At 72.2% G+C, this 19,777-nt stretch carries 16 protein-coding genes and 1 pseudogene; 14 read left to right on the top strand and 3 right to left on the bottom strand.

Annotated features, from left to right (window positions below; genetic code table 11):
- Positions 1-633 precede the first annotated feature (633 nt).
- The gene (locus ACZOOI_RS34395) at positions 634-2,760 is read left to right on the top strand and encodes a hypothetical protein (protein ID WP_465283475.1); all 2,127 of its coding nucleotides are present in this window, start codon (positions 634-636) and stop codon (positions 2,758-2,760) included.
- Entirely contained in the window at positions 2,757-4,454 is a 1,698-nt protein-coding gene (locus ACZOOI_RS34390; RefSeq protein ID WP_465283474.1) for a purple acid phosphatase family protein, read from the top strand. Before ACZOOI_RS34395 ends, ACZOOI_RS34390 begins: the two co-directional genes overlap by 4 nt.
- A gap of 238 nt (positions 4,455-4,692) precedes the next feature.
- Here the strand turns inward: ACZOOI_RS34390 and ACZOOI_RS34385 are convergent, their stop codons facing one another.
- Positions 4,693-5,166, bottom strand: a complete 474-nt coding sequence (locus tag ACZOOI_RS34385) for an RrF2 family transcriptional regulator (RefSeq protein ID WP_465283473.1) — start codon at positions 5,164-5,166, stop codon at positions 4,693-4,695.
- A gap of 84 nt (positions 5,167-5,250) precedes the next feature.
- Between ACZOOI_RS34385 and ACZOOI_RS34380 the strand changes: the two genes are divergently transcribed.
- Positions 5,251-5,994 carry an SDR family oxidoreductase gene (locus ACZOOI_RS34380; RefSeq protein WP_465283472.1) on the top strand — a complete coding sequence of 248 codons (744 nt, stop codon included), beginning with the start codon at positions 5,251-5,253 and terminating at the stop codon, positions 5,992-5,994.
- A 70-nt stretch (positions 5,995-6,064) separates the two neighbouring features.
- Here ACZOOI_RS34380 and ACZOOI_RS34375 read toward each other — a convergent pair whose 3' ends face one another.
- Positions 6,065-6,586 (bottom strand): GNAT family N-acetyltransferase, encoded by a 522-nt coding sequence (locus ACZOOI_RS34375; RefSeq protein WP_465283471.1) that lies wholly within the window; start codon positions 6,584-6,586, stop codon positions 6,065-6,067.
- Positions 6,587-6,723: 137 nt separating this feature from the next.
- On the opposite strand from ACZOOI_RS34375, the pseudogene ACZOOI_RS34370 reads away from it, so the two are divergent.
- The 4 genes and pseudogenes from ACZOOI_RS34370 to ACZOOI_RS34355 form a co-directional block, all read left to right on the top strand.
- Positions 6,724-7,203: pseudogene (locus tag ACZOOI_RS34370) on the top strand (alpha/beta hydrolase fold domain-containing protein); the annotation flags it as partial.
- A gap of 454 nt (positions 7,204-7,657) precedes the next feature.
- Complete coding sequence (locus ACZOOI_RS34365) at positions 7,658-8,107, top strand: phospholipase (protein WP_465283470.1); 450 nt, start codon at positions 7,658-7,660, stop codon at positions 8,105-8,107.
- A gap of 129 nt (positions 8,108-8,236) precedes the next feature.
- Entirely contained in the window at positions 8,237-8,698 is a 462-nt protein-coding gene (locus ACZOOI_RS34360; RefSeq protein WP_465283469.1) for a carboxymuconolactone decarboxylase family protein, read from the top strand.
- A 751-nt stretch (positions 8,699-9,449) separates the two neighbouring features.
- Positions 9,450-10,016 carry an HdeD family acid-resistance protein gene (locus tag ACZOOI_RS34355; protein WP_465283468.1) on the top strand — a complete coding sequence of 189 codons (567 nt, stop codon included), beginning with the start codon at positions 9,450-9,452 and terminating at the stop codon, positions 10,014-10,016.
- Between the two features lie 83 nt (positions 10,017-10,099).
- On the opposite strand, the gene ACZOOI_RS34350 is transcribed toward ACZOOI_RS34355, so the two are convergent.
- Positions 10,100-11,509, bottom strand: coding sequence for an amidohydrolase (locus ACZOOI_RS34350; protein WP_465283467.1), 1,410 nt, complete (start codon positions 11,507-11,509; stop codon positions 10,100-10,102).
- Positions 11,510-11,600: 91 nt separating this feature from the next.
- On the opposite strand from ACZOOI_RS34350, the gene ACZOOI_RS34345 reads away from it, so the two are divergent.
- The 7 genes from ACZOOI_RS34345 to ACZOOI_RS34315 all read left to right on the top strand — a co-directional run bounded on the left by ACZOOI_RS34345 (position 11,601) and on the right by ACZOOI_RS34315 (position 19,697).
- Positions 11,601-12,569, top strand: coding sequence for an alpha/beta hydrolase (locus ACZOOI_RS34345; protein WP_465283466.1), 969 nt, complete (start codon positions 11,601-11,603; stop codon positions 12,567-12,569).
- Entirely contained in the window at positions 12,566-13,378 is an 813-nt protein-coding gene (locus ACZOOI_RS34340; protein ID WP_465283465.1) for an ABC transporter ATP-binding protein, read from the top strand. Before ACZOOI_RS34345 ends, ACZOOI_RS34340 begins: the two co-directional genes overlap by 4 nt.
- Positions 13,375-15,207 carry a branched-chain amino acid ABC transporter ATP-binding protein/permease gene (locus ACZOOI_RS34335; RefSeq protein ID WP_465283464.1) on the top strand — a complete coding sequence of 611 codons (1,833 nt, stop codon included), beginning with the start codon at positions 13,375-13,377 and terminating at the stop codon, positions 15,205-15,207. The genes ACZOOI_RS34340 and ACZOOI_RS34335 overlap by 4 nt, the downstream gene beginning before the upstream one ends.
- 130 nt (positions 15,208-15,337) lie before the next feature.
- Positions 15,338-16,507: an ABC transporter substrate-binding protein gene (locus tag ACZOOI_RS34330; RefSeq protein WP_465283463.1), complete on the top strand. Its 1,170-nt coding sequence runs from the start codon at positions 15,338-15,340 to the stop codon at positions 16,505-16,507.
- Between the two features lie 98 nt (positions 16,508-16,605).
- Positions 16,606-17,478: a branched-chain amino acid ABC transporter permease gene (locus ACZOOI_RS34325; RefSeq protein ID WP_465283462.1), complete on the top strand. Its 873-nt coding sequence runs from the start codon at positions 16,606-16,608 to the stop codon at positions 17,476-17,478.
- 20 nt (positions 17,479-17,498) lie between these two features.
- Positions 17,499-18,626, top strand: coding sequence for a zinc-binding dehydrogenase (locus ACZOOI_RS34320; protein ID WP_465283461.1), 1,128 nt, complete (start codon positions 17,499-17,501; stop codon positions 18,624-18,626).
- 99 nt (positions 18,627-18,725) lie between these two features.
- Complete coding sequence (locus tag ACZOOI_RS34315; protein ID WP_465283460.1) at positions 18,726-19,697, top strand: aldo/keto reductase; 972 nt, start codon at positions 18,726-18,728, stop codon at positions 19,695-19,697.
- The last annotated feature ends 80 nt before the right edge of the window (positions 19,698-19,777 follow it).

The raw sequence follows: 19,777 nt of genomic DNA, 5'->3' as shown, positions 1-19,777 counted from the left end.
GTGGGTCACACCCGCAGGTGGGGCGGAGAACCCGACGTACGCCGACGCGTGGCAATACCTTCCGTCGTGGATCGTCGGGGACCGGCCGCGTCGGACGTCGATCGTCGTGGCGAGTCGCACGGCGGAACAGGCCCGGCAGATCCGCGAGATCCAGCCCATCGGCAACGTCCGGTCGGTCGGTTCTTCCGCGCCGGGGTGCCGGTGCTCGCCGGGACCGGCACCGGAAACCCCTACCTCGTACCGGGATTCGGCCTGCACCGGGAACTCGAACTGCTCGTCGTGCCGACCTCATCCGCCGACCCAACCCTCAGACCCCACCCGCCGATCGTTACGCCGGGTAATCGCCCGGGCGGCGGCAGGCGAGTATCGCCGGAGGTCGGTGAACCCCGGAGCCATGTGGCGGGAACGCCGGCGCAATTCCCGTCGAAGGTTTGCGCCGGGCCGGATTCGTGACTCGTCCGTCTTGCATACTCACGATCGTTGTCGACGATCCCTGGCTGGAATTCGCGACTTCGGTTCCTTTGGCTTCCCGATCCCAAGCACGCTCCCGACGGTCTCCACCACGGGCAGCCGCCGGCGCCGGGATGAGTGACGGGTCATCACCTCCACATGGGCACAACGCGTAGTCGTCCTTTGCTCAGCACTCTCCGGCTGCGACGGGCCGCCGCCGGCCTGATCGTGCTGGGACTGCTGGTCCTGCTGTTTCCGATGATCTCCTCGGCGGCGGAATCGCCGCCCACACGCACCGCGCGAGCCGATTACCTCACCGGTGAACAACGCGCCATGACACCCGGACTGGTCACCCGATCCGGGAGCTACAGCGAACTGGCCTCCGGGCCCGACGAAAGCTTCGGCGACACCCGCTCGCGTGCGGCGGACTGGCTGACCGTGCCCGCCGCCGGGGCGGACGGCACCGCCTCGGCCGATCGATCGGTGCCCGCCGGTACGCCGCTGGGCAAGCGCACAGCCACCATCGCGTCGGCGACGATGAACGTCTCGCGCACCGGGCACAGCCTGAACGCCGGGTCCGAGGTGACCGGATTCGACCACCCCCTCAACCAGTTCCGCGAACTCGACCAGGTGGTCGGCGTGTCGTCCCTGGTGCACATCGACAGGGTGCACACGGAGGTGGGCGCCCCGAGCACCCCGGCCACGGCGAGCGCCCCGAGCGCCCCAGGGGAGGCCGCCGCCGACGCCCCGCGCGCCACGACCGCGGTCACCGGCCTGACCTTCTTCCCCGGCTCGCCGCGCGAGGAGCGCGTCGACCTGCCCGACGGGCGTATCCCGGGCGGGTTGCTCACCCGGACCCTGCACTTTCGCACCGACGACGACGGCCTGGTCATGAAGAGCCTGTACAAGGGCGATCCGGCGATGTACCGGGCCATGCTCGGCGATGGCACCGGCTTCCTGGACGCGACCTGGACCGTGCTGGTCGCCGACCTCGCCTCGACCACGGCCGACTCCGCGCGGGCGGGTCTGGGCGTGACCATCGACATGCGGTGGCGGGTGGGCATCGACGCCCGGGACACGCTGCGACTGCGCATCGACGGCAACGAGCGATACCTGGACACGCGGATCGCCGAGGTGACCGCGGGCGACCCGGCCGCGGTGTTCCGGCGCCCGGCGCTGCCCACGACCATCGTCACCGGGTTCGGCCCGCCCGGCGCCGGGCCGGGCGCCACGGTCACGGTCACCGGAACCGGCCTCGACGCGGGCGGGCTCGGCGTGTACGTCGACGGTTCGCCCGAGCGCGTCACCGGCGATGGGTTGCACGTGGCCGCCGATGGTGCCTCGCTCACCTTCGCCGTGCCGCCGGGCGCGACGCCCGTCAAGGGGGTACTCGTGGTCGGCGACCACGGCGAGGGCCGGGCCGGGAGTTTCCCCGCCCCCGGCGGCGGCAGTTCCGGACCCACCATTCCCACGACCGGGGTGCCGCCGAGTCCGACCGACGAGGGCCCGGTACGGCACGCCTCCTGGCAGGGTCCGGCGGTCAGGGTGGGCGACCTGCCCGAGTCGTGCGTCACCGCCGCCCAGTGGCGAGTGCCCGCCGACCGCGCCGTGTTCACGGCCGCGCTGGGCGACGGCGGGGTGCGCGCACCGGCGATAACCTCGGCGGTGTTCACCTTCGCCGACGAGGCCGGCGCCCGGCACGAGGTGGCCACCGCCGCCGGGCCGATCTGGGGGCAGCCGTGGCCCCAGGGGCCCGCCGCGCACGTGGTCGGCACCCGGCCCGCGCAGGCCGCGGCGATCGTGCCGAACGCGTGGACGCTGGTCGCGCTGAGCGCCGACCACCACGGCGGCGACGGCGCGCAGCAGACGGCGCTCAAGCCCGCCGGCGGCTGCCGGCCGCTGGGTGGCGAGCGGCCGACCACGCCGCCGACTTCGACGCCACCGACGACGACCCCGCCCACCAGCGAGCCGCCGACCTCGACGCCGCCCACCACGCGGCCGCCCACCGGACCGCCGACGCTGCCGCCGACCGGTGAACCCTCGGGCGGGCCGACCCACACCTCGACGCCGACCGGCCCCGGCGCCACCACCACCACCTCGACGTCGGGTTCGGACGGCGGCGGCTCCGGCAACTCGGGTAGCGCCGGCTCCGGTTCCGGGTCGGGCACCGTCCCGGAGACCGCGACCGGTGGCGGCGGCAGCCTCTCGCGCACCGGAGCCGACGTGGTCCTGCCCGTCCTCCTCGGCACCGCCGCGCTCGGCGCCGGCCTCGTCCTGCTGTTCGCCGCACGTTCCAGGAGCACCCGATGAGCCCCGCCCCCGACCGGAACTCGCACCTGCCCCGCTCGGGCGTACCCGACCGGCTCGCCGCGACGATGAGCATCGCCGAACAACACGAATACCTGCGCAGCCGGCGCCGTACCGTCTCCCGTCGCGGCGTGCTCACCGCAATCGGCCTCGGCGGCGCGGCCGTTCCGCTCTTCGGCACGTCCTCGTCGGCCGGCGTCCGCCGAGCGCCGTCGCTGCTCTCGGGCACCGACTACGTCGACGGGAACGCGCTCAAGCCCTCCGGCCGGCACCTCGCCCTGGGCGCCGACCCGCGCAGCCAGGCGGCGATGAGCTGGCAGGTACCGCAGCCGGTGCGCCGGCCGTACCTGCGCCTGGGCACCTCGCCCGGGCAACTGGACCAGGTGGTGCCGGCCGAGATCCGACACCTGCACTCGCACCTGATCGAGTACGCCGACAACCCCGCCTCTGCCTACTTCGACTACGACCAGTACCACCTGCACGCCGCCCTGGACGGGCTCGACCCGGGCACGCGCTACTACTACGCGCTCGGCCACGAGGGCCTGGACGCCGGCTCGGTCGCCGCGACCGTCGGTTCGTTCCGCACCGCACCGGCGACGAGCGGCGTCCCGGAACCCTTCACGTTCACCGCGTTCGGCGACGAGGGCGTGGAGTTCGGCGCCGCCGCCAACCAGACGCTGATGCTTCGGCAGAACCCGGTGTTCCACCTGCTCGCGGGCGACATCTCCTACGCCGCCTCGGGCGCGGGACTGCCCTCCAGCCACCACAGCGCCGAGGGTGCGGACAAGCTCCAGCCGGAGGTGTGGGACGAGTACCTGCGGATGATCGACCCCGTCGCGGCGTCGGTGCCGTGGATGGTGGCGATGGGCAACCACGACATGGAGGCGCTGTATTCGCCGGACGGGTACGGCGGCCACCTCGCCCGCTGGCACCTGCCCGGCAACGGACCGCGCAACGCGCATGCCACGTACGGCTTCCGCTACGGCAACGTCGCGGTGGTCAGCCTGGACGCCAACGACGTCTCGCACGAGATCCCGCACAACCGCGGCTACAGCGCCGGTGCGCAGACGACCTGGCTGGCCGGGCATCTGGCCCAGGTGCGGCGCACGCCCGGGATCGACTTCGTGGTGGCGTTCTTCCACCACTGCGCCTACTGCACGGCGACCGACCACGTCTCGGACGGCGCGATCCGGGAGGAGTGGATCCCGCTGTTCGACCGCTACCAGGTCGATCTGGTGATCAACGGACACAACCACGTCTACGAGCGGGCCGATCCGATGCGCGGCGGCGTGCGCACCCGGCGGGCGGACATCGGCGACCGGATCCGGCCGGCGACCGACGGCACCACGTACCTGACCGTGGGCAGCGGCGGGAAGAGCGGATACGAGTTCTCCGCGCCGGAGACGTACGCGGGCGGACCCGCCGACGTCACCGACGCGGTCAAGGGCGGCTTCCACACCGGGGCCGGCAAGCTGGACGAGACCGTCGAGTGGTCGCGCGTGCGGTTCCGCGGCAACGCCTTCGTCGCGGTCGACGTGCGCCCGGCCGCCGCCGGGCGGGAGACCACGATGACGATCCGCACGCTCAGTGCCACGGGCGCGCAGATCGACACGATCACCCTGGTCCGGGACGCCGGTACGCCGATCCCGTCGGCGAGCGCGGGCGAGCGGAGGGCGGGCACGGGCACCGGCGGCTGAATGGGCGGCCGGCACCGGGCGGGACACTCCGGCCGGTGCCGGCCGCGGTCGGGCCGGTTGCGGCGGGCCCGGCCTCGGTGGAAGGGCGACCCGGAGGCGGCCACGATGCGCTTGCGCACCCGGTCGTGCCGGATCTCGATGGGCCGAGGTCGCCGGCGCGACCGCTCGTCCTCCCAGGCGGCGACCGATCGGGAATCGGGAACTCGTCGCCGGACCCGGGTCGATCGTGCCCCGCGGGTCAGCCGGTGCCGATCAGGCGGGCCCGGGTGCGGGCCGGTGCCGTCGGCGGCAGCGAGTCGACGATGTCGGCGAGCGTGACCCCGGCGAGGCTGCTGCGCCATGCCTGGTACGCCTCGGCCATCTTCGCCGCCAGGACGCACGTCTCGCGGCAGTCGTCGGCCGGCAGCGCGCCGCGTCCCTGTTGCCGGATCTCGCGGCACTCGTATGGCGAGGCCGTGCCGTCGACGGCCTCGACGACCTGGAGAAGCGTGATCTCGGCGGCGGGTCGGGCGAGCCGGAATCCGCCCCTGGGGCCGGTGGTCGCCGCGAGCACGCCGGCCCGCACCAAGGTCTTCAACTGCTTGGCCAGGTAGGGCGCCGGAAGGTCGTAGTACTCGGCGAGTTGGGTCGTCGACGCACTGGATCCGGGGTCGAGTTGGCCGAGGGACGCGGCGCAGTGCAAGACCCATTCGGTGCTCCCGGGCAGCTTCATGATCCCCAGTCTATCGTAGAGATTGTGGACCTATTTAGTCCGTGATAGCGTCTGCGGGGCAGCGAGAGAAAGAGAGAGATCATCATGCGGATCGCAATCGCCGGCGCGACCGGAAACATCGGCGCACTCACCGTCGCGGCGCTGGAGCGGGACGGCCACGACGTGGTGCGGATCAGCCGTTCGCTCGGCGTGGACCTGGTCGACGGCGACGGCCTCGACGAAGCGCTGGCCGGCGTCGAGGCCGTGGTGGACGCGACCAACGGACCGGCGACCGACCGGGACGAGACGGTGGCGTACTTCGGCACCACCACGCGGAACCTGCTGGCCGCCGAGGAGCGCGCCGGGGTCCGGCACCACGTGCTGCTGTCGATCGTGGGCATCGACCGGGTCGAGGGCAACGCGCACTACGCCGGCAAGCGCGAGCAGGAGCGCCTGGTTGCCGAGGGCGCGGTGCCATGGACGATCGTCCCGGTGACGCAGTTCCACGACTTCGCCGCGATGGTGGCGAGTTGGACCGAGCAGGACGGCGTCGCCCCGATCGCGCCGCTGCTGGTCCAGCCGATCGCCCCCGCGGACGTGGCCGACGTGCTCGCCGACATCGCGACGGGTGAGCCGCAGGATAGGTACGTCGACGTGGCCGGCCCCGAGACCCAGGACCTGGTGGACATGGCCCGGCGCACGAACGAGGCGCGCGGCCACGCGGTGAAGCTGGTACCGACGTGGTCGTCCCTGTTCGGCCCGACCATGGCCGGCGAGGTCCTGCTGCCGGCCGAGGGCGCACGCATCGCCCCGACCACCTTCGACCAGTGGCTGGCGGAACAGCACTAGCCAGGATGTGTCCGGTGGGAAGCCGCCCGCACGGGCCGGCGGAGGGCAAGCCTCCGCCGGCCCCGGCGGGTTACGGCCGGTGCGGGCTCGGGTTCGCCGTCTCGGCGCCGAAGCGCGCCGTGGTTGCGTCGATGCTCCGGCGTCGCAGTCCGGCCTTCTCCAGGACTCGGATCGAGGCCGGGTTCGCCAACTCCACGTCGGCGTAGACGACCTGCACCTGCGGGAGGGTCAGGGCGTGTGCGACCAGGGCGCGGGTGGCCTCGGTGGCGTAGCCTCGGCCGCGCCGCGAGGCGACGACGCCGTAGCCGATTTCCACGGCACCCTCGCTCGGCGGCCACATCATGCCGATGCTGCCGATCACGAGGCCGGTCTCCCGCTCGATGATCAGACGGTGTCCGGACGCCGCCGGCTCGTCGGATTGTTCGGCGATGACACCGGCGATGACACGATCGCCTTCGGCGGGGAAGTCGGCCGCCCAGTGCGTCGACCGCACGTCGGCGAGTACGGCGGCGATGTCGTCGGCGGACCACGGCCGCAGCACGAGGTGCTCGGTGGTCAGGTCCGTGGCGGTGGGAAAGGTAGAGGAAGACACGCAAGACTCCAGGTCGTTCGAGACGACCGGGCCGGCTGCGACGTTGTGCTACGTGCGCGCGACCCGGACAAGGGCATGGCGATGAAGCCCGGCGCGGGCCATATTCATCAACCTCCCTGGTCGCGGTGGCAGCACGCATGATCGCGTGTCGCGGAATCTATCAAACGAGGCCGGTGCGGGGCAGACTCGCCCCGTCGTGTCCGGCGCACGCCGCCGAACCGGGCACCGACGCCAAGCACATCGCGATCGGCGGCACCAGTTCGGGCGGGGGCATCGCGGCGGTGGTCACCCTGCGGGCGCGCGACGAACAAGGTCCACGGATCCGGTTCCGACTGCTGAACCCGCCCGTGCTCGACGACCGGATGGAGACGGTCTCGGCCCGGGAGTTCACCGACACGCCGCGGATGGACCGGGCCGACGTCGCCGCCTGGCGGCACTACCCCGGCTCCTCCACCCCCTCGGCCCACGCGGCTCCGGCCCGCGCCGCGCACCTGTCCGACCTGCCGTCCGCCCACGTCGCCACGGCCGAACTCGACCCGGTCCGCGACGAAGGCATCTCGTACGCGCCGCGTCTGCTCGAAGCCGGCGGCTCGGTCGAACTGCGCCAGTGGGCGGGCCCGTTCCACGGCTCGCAGGCCGTCATCACCGCCGCCGTGTCCCAGCGGCAGGCCGACGAGACGGCCGCCGCGCTGCGCCGGGCGATGGTCGAGCAGGAGAGGGGCGCGGCGGCGGACGCGGGTGTCCGGCCGACCGGACACCTCGGGCGCCCCGCCCGGGGCCACAGGGGCCGCGTCGCCGGGATCGGGTGGTCCGCGTGCGCATCCCCGACCTGTCGCCGATGGGGATCGTGGCGAACGGGAGGGGTTCGGCGGCTGAATTCCTGTACGCGATGGCGGCGAGGCATGGACGGGCGGCCGTTGCATCCGGTGGGATGGGTTCCGCCTTTCGTCGTCCCGCGCCGCGAACCCGCTTCACCGGTCCGCGGCACGGGAGTTCGAGGGGCGGAGTTCGGCTGCTCACCCCTGCTCCCGGCATCCCCTACAGGGAGCGCCGGCATCCTGGAGGTATTCGATGCGTCGGCTGACCACAATCCTTGCCACCACCGCGATGGCGGTCGCCGCCGGAGTCGGCGCGACCGCGCCGGCCCAGGCCGCACCCGCGGACAAGCCCCAAGTGTTGTCCGGTTGGACCCAGACGAGCGCCGCCAGCTACAACGCCTGGTATTCGGCGCGGCAGAACCAGGGTTCGTGGTCCGCCTACGGCTTCGACTGGTCCACCGACTACTGCTCCGGCTCGCCCGACAACCCGTTCGGCTTCCCGTTCCAGACCTCCTGTGCCCGGCACGACTTCGGATACCGCAACTACAAGGCGGCAGGGGCGTTTCCGGCCAACAAGTCGCGGCTGGACAGCGCCCTGTACGAGGACCTCAAGCGCGTGTGTGCCCAGTACGGCGCGGTGACCCGCGCCACGTGCAACGGCACTGCCTGGACGTACTACCAGGCGGTCAAAGTCCTCGGCTGACGAGCACGGTCGAAAATTCCTTCCGCTCCCCGTCACATGTTCACGGGTTGCTCCGTCAGTGCTGTGTAGGACGCCGCAGGACCGGAACGGCACCGCCGACCGGTTCGCCCACGCACTGGAGGAGACGTCATGACCGCACGGATGAAGAACCCCGCGATGGTGCTGCCCGACGCGATGAAGGGGATCCAGAACATCTACAAGGCGATGTACGCGGGCGGCGTCGAGCCGCAGATCCTGGAGCTGGTGCACCTGCGTGCCAGCCAGATCAACGGCTGCGGCGCCTGCGTATTCGCCGGTGTGACCAGCGCGAAGAAGGCCGGCGAGAGCGACGAGCGGCTGCACGCGGTGGCCGCCTGGCGGGAGGCGCCGTTCTTCACCGACGCCGAGCGGGCCGCGTTGGCGCTGACCGAGGCGTCGACGCGGCTGGCGGACCATTCCGGGCAGGCGGTGTCGGACGCCCTGTGGGACGAGGCGGCCGACCACTTCGACGAGCGGCAACTTGCCGCGATCATCCTGATGATCTCGGTCACGAACTTCTTCAACCGCATCAACACCACGATCCAGGAGCCCGCGGGCGCGACCTGGAGTTGAGCGCGCACGCCGGCGGGAGGGGGTGGGACCCGGCCGGTGTTCCCGGGCCGGTCTGCGGATCCACCCGATCGGGGCGCGGGTGTCATCCGATCGGGTGGAACGCACGCCGATGGCCCGAACGGTCCGCGTTCCGGACCTATCAAGGAGGCATGAACGACGAGCCGAGTTCGACGGTGCCGCGCCCGCACGGACCGGGTGCGGGATCGTACGGGTGTGCCCCCGGGGCGCCGCGGCGGATGTGGCCGTTCGGGGTGGGTGCCACACCGGTGTTCGATTCGCTGGTGCGCGAATGGGCCCGGACCGCCCGCCGGCTGCCCCAGGCGGCACCCAGGTACACCTGCGCCTCCTGCCACTTGTCGCATCCGCCGGCGCCGTGAGGGCGCGCTGCCCGGACCCGCGGGCAGGTGTCGGCGCCGGCTCGCTTCCGAGGCCAGGGGGGCCAGGGAGGCCAGGGGCTCGGGAGGATCAGGGAGCCCGGTCCCGGAATCCAGGGCTCGGCCCCAACGGTGAAGGTCGAGTCGAGGGTCAGGGTGGGGTCGGGGTTCGCCGAACCCCGCGGCCGATGGGCACGTCCTGCGGATCGCCGACGCGGTCCCGACGCGGAGGCGTACTCGTGGCCTGCGTGCGACGGTGGACGGGAGTGGATGCGGGTGGCTCGCCGAATCGGGGTGGGCGCGGGCGTCGATCACCGGGAGGAAACATGTCTCCGATCTCTCGTGGCCTCGGGAACCGGTCGGCGGGATCAGCGGGGGTGTCGCGCGTACTGCTCGTGCTCGCGCTCGCCTCGGTGGTCCTCGGCGCGGTGGTGCTGGCCTGGCCGACCCAGACGGTGCGCGTGGTTGCCGTGCTGTTCGGGTTGTACCTGCTGGTCAGCGGCCTGATGCAACTCGCGCTGAGTGCGGGTGCGCTGTTCTCGGGTGGCATGCGGGCGGTGCTGATCGTCAGCGGTCTGCTGTCGGTGGTGCTGGGCATCCTGTGCCTGGGCGGCGGCTCGCGCTCGGTCACCGTGCTGGCCGTCTGGATCGGTATCGGCTGGCTCGTCCGCGGCATCGCCGAACTGGCGGGCGCGGCGGCCACCGGCGGACTGCCCGGCCGAGGTTGGGTGGTGTTCTTCGGCATCGTGGACGTCGTCGCCGGCATCGTGCTGATCGCGGCCCCGGTGTCGAGCACCAAGGTGCTGGCCGTGCTCGCCGGCATCGTCCTGATCGTGCTGGGCCTGATCGGGGCCGTGGTGGCGATCGGCCTGGGCCGAGGTTCGAACCGCACGGACGCGACCTGGCAGGCGGGTTCGGCCTCGCGGTCCTCGCGGCTGCCCTGAGCGCGCAGCCGCCGCGAGCGTGGCCGGGGGTGACCGGGGGCCGACGGGACGCCGGTGCGTACCCTCGCTTGCGGTCGGGTGCGTCAGGGCTTCTCGTACACCACCCGGCCGTTGACGACGGTGTGCGTGATCGGGATGTCGGGGAGCGCGGTGACCTCGGTGTCGAAGGGGTCGGCCGCCAGTACGCACAGGTCGGCCGCCTTGCCGGGTTCGAGGGAGCCCTTCCAGGATTCGGCGCCGTCCTGGCGGGCGGGTGTGGTGGTGTAGGCGCGCAGGGCCTCGCGCAGGGCCAGCCGCTGCTCGGGACCGCACACGGTGCCGTCGAGGCCGGTGCGGGTCACGGCGGCGACCACGCCGCGGCGCCAATCGGGGGTCAGGACGGGGGAGTCCGAGCTCAGGCACACTTCGATGCCGGCGTCGAGGGCCTCGCGGGTGGGACACATCCGGGCGAGGGCGTCGGGGCTCAGCGTGTCGTGGAGCATGTGCCGGGTGGCCACCGCGATGCCCGGTTGGGTGTTCAGGCCGATGCCGGCCGCGGCCATCTCGGCCAGCGTGTTCGGACGCAGCAGGTCGCCGTGGATGAGGTAGTGCCGGGCGGCCGGGCGCGGGTCGCGGTCGAGCGCGGCGCGCAGTGCGGCGACCACCGCGGCCGAGGTGCGGTCGCCGGTGGAGTGCACGCCGATCTGGTGCCCGGCGGCGTGCGCGGCGTGGATCATCCCGGTCAACCGGTCCCGGCGCTGCCCGGCCGAGTCGCCGTCGATCAGCAGCGAACCGTGTGACCCGTCCGGGTAGGGCTCGCACACCCAGGCGCTGCGCATCGGCGGGATGCCGTCCGCGAAGATCTTCACCCCGGCCACCCGGAACCAGCCCGGCACCTCGGCCGGCGGGGCGAACTCGCGCAGCCCGGCGGCGAACGCGTCCGCCGAGCCGGGACCGTCCAGTTCGCCGAAGAGCAGGAGTGCGGTCACCCGTGCGGTGAGCCGACCCCGCGCGGCCAACGCGGCGTAGTCGGTGAGTGCGGCGGAGCCGAAGCAGCCGGTCTCGCCGGCGTCCTCGCCCGGGCCCAGGCCCGGTTCGGTGTAGCTGGTCACGCCGAGCGAGGCCAACAGGTCGTGGGTGCGCAGGATCGCGGCGCGGCGGTCGGCGGTCGTGCGCAGGGCGGGTGCCCCGGCGGGCGCGTCCTGCGGCCCCGCCTGTCCGCCGCCGCTCAGTCGGTCCATCAGCAGGTGCGGCCACATCGCGCCGAGCCAGACGCCGTGCAGGTGGGAGTCGTTGATCCCGGGCAGGACCGCGCCGCCGTGCAGGGGGATCACCCGCGTGTCGGGGCCGATCGGCGGAGCCGGGTCGGCGTCGCCGCCGAGGTGGGTGATCCGGCCGCCGGTGACGGCGATCGTGCGCGCGATCCGGCCCCGGGCGTCGAAGGTGTGGATGCGGCCTCCGGTGAGGACCAGGTCCGCCGGGCGGGTGGTGTTCGGCGATTCGCGGTCGCGCACTTTATTTCCTCCTGGGATCTGGACAGGCCCTCCGGAAGCCCATACCGTACACGCAATCAGATACGATTTGCGAGTCGATTGGGAGGCAACGGTGCCCCTGCATCCGGAAGCCCAAAAGATCATCGAGCGCACTCGGATCGGCGCCGATACCGTCGGGTGCGACGGCGAACCCGCCCCCCTCGCGTCGGACGCCCAGGCCATGCGGGACGGCTTCGCCCTCGCCTGGTCGATGCCGGACCGACTGCCCGGCGTGGGATCGGTACGCGACACCACGATCCCCGGACCCGCCGGCGACATCCCGGTCCGCCTGTACACCCCCGAGGGGACCGGGCCGTTCCCGGTCCTGGTCTGGTTCCACGGCGGCGGCTGGACCATCGGTTGTCTCGACGAGAACGAGTACGCCTGCCGCGTCGTGTGCGCCGGCGCCGAGACCGCGGTGGTCTCGGTCGACTATCGCCTCGCGCCGGAGAACCCCTACCCGGCCGCCGCCGACGACTGCTACGCCGTGGTCGGGTGGCTGCACGAACACGGCGACATGTGGGCGGTGGACGGCGGGCGGATCGCGGTCGGCGGGGAGAGCGCGGGCGGCAACCTGGCCGCCGTGGTCGCGCTCAAGAGCCGCGACCTGGGCGGTCCGCCGATCGCACTCCAGGTGCTCGTGTCGCCCGTGGTCGCACATCCCGACGACGGACGGTCCTCCTACCGGGACTTCGCCGACGGCTACTTCCTGTCCAAGGCGAGCATGGACTGGTTCTTCACCCAATACCCGCGCGACGCCGCCGATTTGGCCGATCCCTACCTGCTGCCCAGCCGCGCGGACGACCTGTCCGGGTTGGCGCCGGCGCTGGTCCTGGGCGCCGAGTACGACGTGCTCCGCGACGAAGGCGAGGATTACGCGAAGGCGTTGAACGCGGCCGGCACCCCGGCCCGGACGGTGCGCTTCGACGGGCTCATCCACGGCTTCTTCGGGCTGCTCGCCACCGACCTCACCGACGCCGCCCGCGCCCACGAACTGGTCGTCGGGGCACTGCGGGACGCATTCGCCGGGAGAGCGGGGTGAGCGCCACGAGCGCCGCGAGCCCGGCCGGCCCGGTGCGCGAGGCGGGCACCGCGGCCGTGCTGCGGCTGCGCGGCGTGGCCATCGCCCGGGACGAGATCCCGGTCGTGCACGACGTCTCGCTGGATGTGGCCGCCGGCGCGGTAACGGTGCTCCTGGGCGCCAACGGCGCGGGCAAGACCACCCTGATGGACGGCATCGCCGGCCTGGTGCGCACCACGGCCGGCAGCATCGAACTCGACGGCCGCTCGATTCGGAAGCTGCCCGTGCACAAGCGCGCCCGGGCCGGCGTCGGCTACGTCGAACAGGCCCGCACCATCTTCCGCACCCTCACCGTCGAACAGAACCTGCTCGTGGCCCGCGCCGGCGCCGGCGACCCGGACGCCGTCTACCGGCTGTTCCCCGAACTGGCCCGCCGCCGCACGCTCCAGGCCGGCCACCTCTCCGGCGGCGAACAGCAGATGCTCGTACTCGGCCGCGCCCTGGTCACCGATCCCAAGGTGGTGCTCGTCGACGAGATGTCGCTCGGACTGGCCCCCATGGTGGTCCACCGGCTGATGCGCGTGGTCCGCGAACTCGCCGACGAGGGACTGGCCGTCCTGCTCATCGAACAGTTCGCCAACCTCGCGCTCGGCGTCGGCACCCACGCCTACGTGCTGCGCAAGGGCCGCATCGTGCACGACGGACCCTGCGCGGAACTGCGCGGCAAACCCGAACTCCTGCACTCCTACTACTTCGGCGCCACGGCGCACCCCACCGAACCGCCCGGTTCCGCGGCCGAGCCCGCCCGGATCGGCGGTGGCAGCCGATGAAGCCCGCCACCAACACACCCGCCGGCACGAAATCCACCGTCATGGACCTGATCGACAAGCGCTCCGCGGCCGGCATGATCGCCTTCGCGATCGTGGCCTGCCTGGCGATCCCCAACATCCTCTCGCCCTACTGGCTCTACCTCGCCATCACCAGCGTGATCGGCGCCGTGATCATGCAGAGCTACGGCGTGATCGTCGGCCGCGCCGGTGTGATGTCGCTGTGCCAACTCTCCTTCGCCGCCATCGGCGCCTGGGTGGTGATGCGGCTCAACCTCGCCGACGCCCCCGGCGGCCTACTCGTATGGCTGATCCTCGGCGGCCTGGCCGCCGCCCCCGTGGGAGTGCTGATCGGCCTGCCCGCACTGCGTGTTCGCGGCGTCAACCTGGCCGTGATCACCTTCGGCGCGGCGGTGTCCACCGACATCGTGCTGGGCGCCAAACAGTTCCCGGGCACCGAGGAACTCAAGACGGTGGCCCGACCCGCCGCGTTCACGAGCAACGCCGACTACTTCGTCCTGGTCGTCATCGTCTTCACCGTGATCGCCCTCGGCCTGGCCGCACTGGACCGGACCCGGCTCGGCCGCTCCTGGCTCGAACTGCGGCACTCCGAACGGCTCGCCGCCTCGCACGGCATCTCGCCGGCCCGCAGCAAACTCGCCGCCTTCGCCATCAGCGCGTTCATCGCCGGCATCGGCGGCGGCCTGATGGCCGGCCAACTCGGGCTGGTGGTCTCCGGCAACTTCGCCATGGGCCAGTCCGTCACCCTGTTCGCGATCGCCATCCTGATCGGTCCGCACCACCCCGAAGGCGCCCTGATGAGCGGGGTGTTCGGGGCCGCCATGGCCACCCTCCTGGAGAAGGTGAAACTGCCGCAGGACCTGGGCGGGATCATCTTCGGCATCGTGCCGATCTTCGCGCTGCGCAGCGGCATGAGCCAGACCGACTTCACCCGCAACCGCAAACGCGTGGCCAAGGCCCGCAAGGTCGCCGACGGCACCGCCGGCGACGACCGCGAACGTGCCGACGCCGGCCCGCCGGCCGAGCGCACCGTCGGCGCCCCCGCCCGACCCGCGGGCACCGAACCGGCCCTGGCAGTCACCGGACTGACCGTGCGGTACGGCCCGGTCACCGCCCTGGACGCGGTCGACCTGACCGTGCCCGCCGGCACCGTGGTCGGCCTGATCGGCCCCAACGGCGCGGGCAAGTCCACCTTCATCTCCGCCGTCGGCGGCTTCCTCGGCCGCACCCCCGGCTCGGTCCGCCTGGACGGCACCCCCATCGACCGCCTGGCCCCGCAGGTCCGCGCGGCCAGGGGACTGCGCCGCACCTTCCAAACCACCCTGATCGCCCCCGAGTTGACCCAGTACGAGTACCTCGACATCGGCGCGGGCCGGCGCCTGGCGCGGGCCGAGGCCGACGAACTCCTGGAGTTCTTCGGCTGCCCGGTGGGGGATCTGCCCATCTCGATCATCGACGCCGGCACCCGCCGACTGCTCGACGTGGCCGCCGCGATCGCCGCCCGACCGGCGGTCGCCCTGCTCGACGAACCCGCCGCCGGCCAATCCGCCGCCGAATCGCTGCGCCTGGGGGCTCGACTCGCCCAGGTGCCCGAACGCTACGGAGTGGCCGTCCTGTTGGTCGAACACGACATGGAACTGGTGCGCGTGGCCTGCCGCGAGGTCACCGTCCTGGACTTCGGCAAGGTGATCGCCTCCGGCCGCACCGAGGACGTGCTGCGCGACCCGGCGGTGTCCGCCGCCTACCTCGGCGGCGCCGAAACCCCCGACGGCGCGGTCCCCCCGACCGCGATCGTCACCCCCACCGGCTGAGCGCCCGAGCGGGCCCGACCCATCCGCACCGCCCCCGCGTCGCGCGTGCCTCCGCGCCGACCCGGGTTCCCCCGGCATGCCTTCGATCGGATCGACCGCGTACCGATCCACCATGACAAGGACGTTCCCCATGAAGCGTTCCCTCGTGAGCCGGCCGGCCATCGCCCTGGCCGCGCTCGCCCTGGCCGCGACCTCGTGCGCCGGTGACGGCAGCGACGGCGGCTCCACCAGCGGCGCCATCAAGGTCGGCTCGATCAACGGAATCACCGGACTGTTCCAGACCCCGGAGGTTCCGCAGGCGGTCAAGGCCGTCTTCGACGAGGTCAACGCGGCCGGCGGGATCAACGGCCGCAAGATCGAGTTGATCAGCAAGGACGACGCGATGAACCCGCAACGATCCACCGAGAACGAGGTGGAACTGGTGCAGTCCAAGGGCGTGGTGGCCCTGGTCGGCTCCTCCAGCGCGGTCGACTGCGGCGTCAACCGCGCCGCGTACAAGACCGCGAGGATCGTCTCCATCCCGGCGGTCGGCGTCGATCCCGCGTGCTTCAACAGCCCCGACATCGCGCCGGTCAACCCGGGCCCGTTCAAGCTGCTCACCGCGATGCTCTACTACGCCTCGGAGACGCTGCACCACGACAAGGTCTGCCTCTACTACACCACCCTGCCCGGCAGCGGCGGCGGGATCAGCGACGCGATCAAGGAGTGGAGCGACCTCACCGGCAAACAACTCGCCGCCAAGGACACCGCGGTCGGCGAGGGCGACCCCACGCCGCACCTGATCGCCGCCAAACAGGCGGGCTGCCAGGCCGTGCTCTACAACGCGCAGGTCGGCCCCTGGTTCGCCCAGGCGCAGACCCAGGGCATGCAGAACGTCGACTTCATCATGGGCGCCAACAGCTACACCGACGCGAACGCCAAGCTGGTGCCCGCGGGCATGAAGGCGTACGTCGGCACCGAATGGCAGCCGTACACCGACGTGACGCTGCCCGGCAACGGACGCTGGGCGCAGCTGATGGACAAGCACGGCATCCAGCGCACCGCGTTCAGCCAGGGCGCGGTGATGTCCGCCGACGTGTTCGTCCAGGTGCTCAAGGGCATCAAGGGCGACATCACCCGCAAGACGGTCACCGAGGCGTTCAAGAAGATGACCCCGATCGACTATCCGATGGTGGGCTCGCCCTGGGTGTTCGGCCCCGACGACAAGCACAACCCGGTCCAGGGCAGCCGCTTCGTCAAGGCCGTCGACGGCAAGTGGCAGGTGCTGCCCGAGGGCTTCATCGTGCCCGGCAGGAAGTAGCCCGGCAGGGTGCGACCGATCCACCCCGGCCCGACCGCCGCCGACCGCGCACGCGGTCGGCGCGGCCGGCGCCCCGGAGCAGGAGGTGCTCGAAAAGCATGTTGAACTCGGTGATCGCGGGCCTGAGCAGCGGTGGGGGCTACGCGCTGCTGGGCTTGTGCGTGGTGTTGACCTACCGGCTGGTGGCCGTGGTGAACTTCGCGATGGCGGCGGTCGGCGCGATGGGCGCCTTTACCATGGTGTCCCTGACCGACGACGGCCTGAACGTATGGCCCGCGCTGCTGCTCGGAGTCGCGGTCAGCGCGGCCCTGTCCGGCATCCTGGGCGCGGTGCTGATCCGCTGGTTCGGGGAGCACAACGAACGCACCAAGGCCGCCGTCACGGTGGCCGTCTACGTCGCGGTGATGGCGGTGGGGCTGCGCCTGTTCGGCGCCACCTCGACCGGCGCGCGCCGTTTCCCGGCGCCCTTCGACGGGGCGCTGTTCCGGATCGGCGACGTGGTGGTCTCGCAAGCCGTGCTGGTCTCCATCGCCTTCGCGGTGGTGATCACCGTCGGCGTCGAACTGATGTTGCGCAAGACCCTGGTGGGACTGCGGCTGCAGGCACTGTCCGAACGGCCGGGCACCGCACAGGTGGTGGGCATCTCCGCGCCGCGCCTGGCCACCGCGGTGTGGGTGGCGATCGGCGCGCTCACCGCGCTGGTGATCATCCTGGTCGCGCCGCGCCTGGGCGGCGACTTCTCCACCCTGGGCAAGCTGATCGTCACCGCGCTCGCCGTGGCCATGGTCGGCGGGTTCCGCAACCTGCCGCTGACCCTGGCCGGCGGGCTGCTGCTCGGCTGCCTCGAAGGCATGTCCGCCGCGATGGAGTCGGTGCGCGAGTACCGCGGCGTGATCCCGTTCCTGGTGATCCTGGTGCTGCTGTGGTGGCGCAGCCGGCACGAGGTGTGGGACACCGCGCACAGTCGATGACAACGAACCGGAGTTCGCAGATGATCATGGGAACCCGCCCCGCCCCGGACGGCTCCACCCGCGCCGCCGTGCTGCGCGCGCACGACCGGCCACTCACCCTGGAGGACATCGCACTGCCCGAACGGTGCGAGCCGGGCGCCGTGTTGGTCCGGATCGGCTGCGCCACGCTGTGCGCCACCGACGTGCACCTGTGGCGCGGCGCGATGAGTTTTCCCGGCATGTTGCCGATGGTGCTCGGCCACGAGATGACCGGTACGGTCGAGGCAGTGGGTGTGGGCGCCATCGACGCGCTGGGCCGCACGCTGCGGGTCGGCGATCGCATCGGCTGGTCCGAGTCGACGTGCGGCACGTGTTACGCCTGCACGGTGCTGCGGCGGCCGGTGGGGTGCGTGGACCGGGGCTACGGCTTCCGCCAACGCTCGGACCGATGGCCCTATGCCACGGCCGGGTTGGCCGAGTTCGCCTACGTCGGCCCGCGCGCGGAGAAGGTGCTCGTGCCCGACGACGTGCCCGACACGTGGGCCGCGTGTGCGGGGTGTGCGGTCAAGACCGTGCTGCACGCCTTCGACCGGGCGGGCGGGATACGGCCCGGCGCCGAGGTGGTGGTGCAGGGCGCCGGGGCATTGGGCCTGGTGGCCGGTGCGATGGCCAAGGCGAGCGGCGCGCGGACGGTGGTCACCATCGGCGGGCCGGCGGGCCGATTGGAACTGGCCCGGGAGTTCGGCGCGGACGTCGTCATCGGCCTGGACGGCGACCCGGACGGCCGACGCGAGGAGGTACTGGCCGCCACCCGCGGGCGCGGCGCGGACCTGGTCCTGGATCTGGCCGGGGCCCCCGGGGTCGGCGCGGAGGCGGTCGAACTCGCGGCGTTCGGCGGCACGTTCGTGATCGTCGGGAGTACCGGACCCACTCCGGAGCGGTTGCCGCTGGGGACCGTGATGGGTAAGGAACTCAATGTCGTCGGCTCGCTCAACGGTGATGTGGGCGACTACCACCGGGCCGTCGAGTTCCTCCGCGACTTCCGGCAACGCTTCGACTGGGACCGGCTGTTCGCCGAGCCGGTCGGGCTGTCCGGGGCGAGCGAGGCGCTGGCGGCGATGGGTCGACAGGAGCAGGTCAAGGCCGTCGTGCACCCGTGGCTTCCGTGAGCTTGCACATCGTTTTGCCGGCGTCGGGCCCGGGTGCGGGTGCGGTGGCCGATGCCGAGGTAGCCAATGCCGAAGTAGTCAATGCCGAGAGGACCTTCGATGGGTGACATCGACAGCAACGCCGTTCCGCGACTCCGGTTGGGGGTCGAGGGTCCGTCCGTGTCCGCGCTGTCCCTGGGCTCGTGGCACACCTACGACCGGATGGACTTCCACGACGCGGTCGACCTGGTCACGTGCGCGGTCGAGGCCGGGATCAACCTCTTCGACGTCGCGGTGTACGGGATTGCGGGACAGAAGCCGGTGTTCACCGACGTGCTGTTCTCGGCGATCGTGCGGGCGGCGGGGTTGGCGCGGGAGGAGTACCTGTTGTCGACCAAGGTGTGGCTGGAGGGCTATCCGGCCCAGTCGTTGCGCGAGCAGGTGGAGCGGGCGATGTTCCGGGCCGGGACCGAGTACGCGGATCTGGCGATCCTGGGCGACATCCGGAGCAAGGATGTGGACCTGGAGCAACTCGCCAGTGACATGGCGGAGTTGGAGAAGGGCGGGTTGATCGGGCACTGGGGTGTGAACAACTGGTCGGCGCAGGCGATCACCACGATTCGGGCGCATGCGTTGGCGGCGGGGTCGCCCGGGCCGCAGGTCGCCCAGCTGAAGTACAGCCCGTGCCGGCGGGCGATCGCGGACGGTGCGCCGTTTGCCGAGTTGTTCTCGGCAGGGTTGTCGATGCAGGCGTCGGACGTGTTGGAGGGCGGCATCCTGGCCGGCAAGGTCGCGCCGACGCGGGAGATCGGGCGGGACCCGGGTGGGGTGCGGGAGCGCATCATCGCGTCGGCGCCCGGGCTTGCGGCGGTGGCGGCCGAACTCGACGCGAGTGCCGCGCAGGTGTGCATCGCGTTCGCGCTGTCGCATCCGGCCACCGCGAGTGTGTTGTTCGGCGCGACGCGGCGGGAGCAACTGGTGGACAACATCGGCGGGTTGCGGCTGCTCGATCGGGTCGGGGCCAGTGCGTTGCGGGCGCGGCTGGTGCCGTTTTTCGCGGACGGTGGTGCGGTGGACCCTTCGGGTCCTTGAGGGGATTCGGCTTGGTGGGGGGCGGGCGCTCGGTCGAGTGGCCGCCCCCTCGGCGTGTGGCCTCCGGCCGGGGCGGGTCG

This window comes from Embleya sp. L77, from assembly GCF_055557415.1.
Note: the sequence above shows the minus strand (reverse complement) of the source record. Positions and strands in the feature narration are given on the sequence as shown.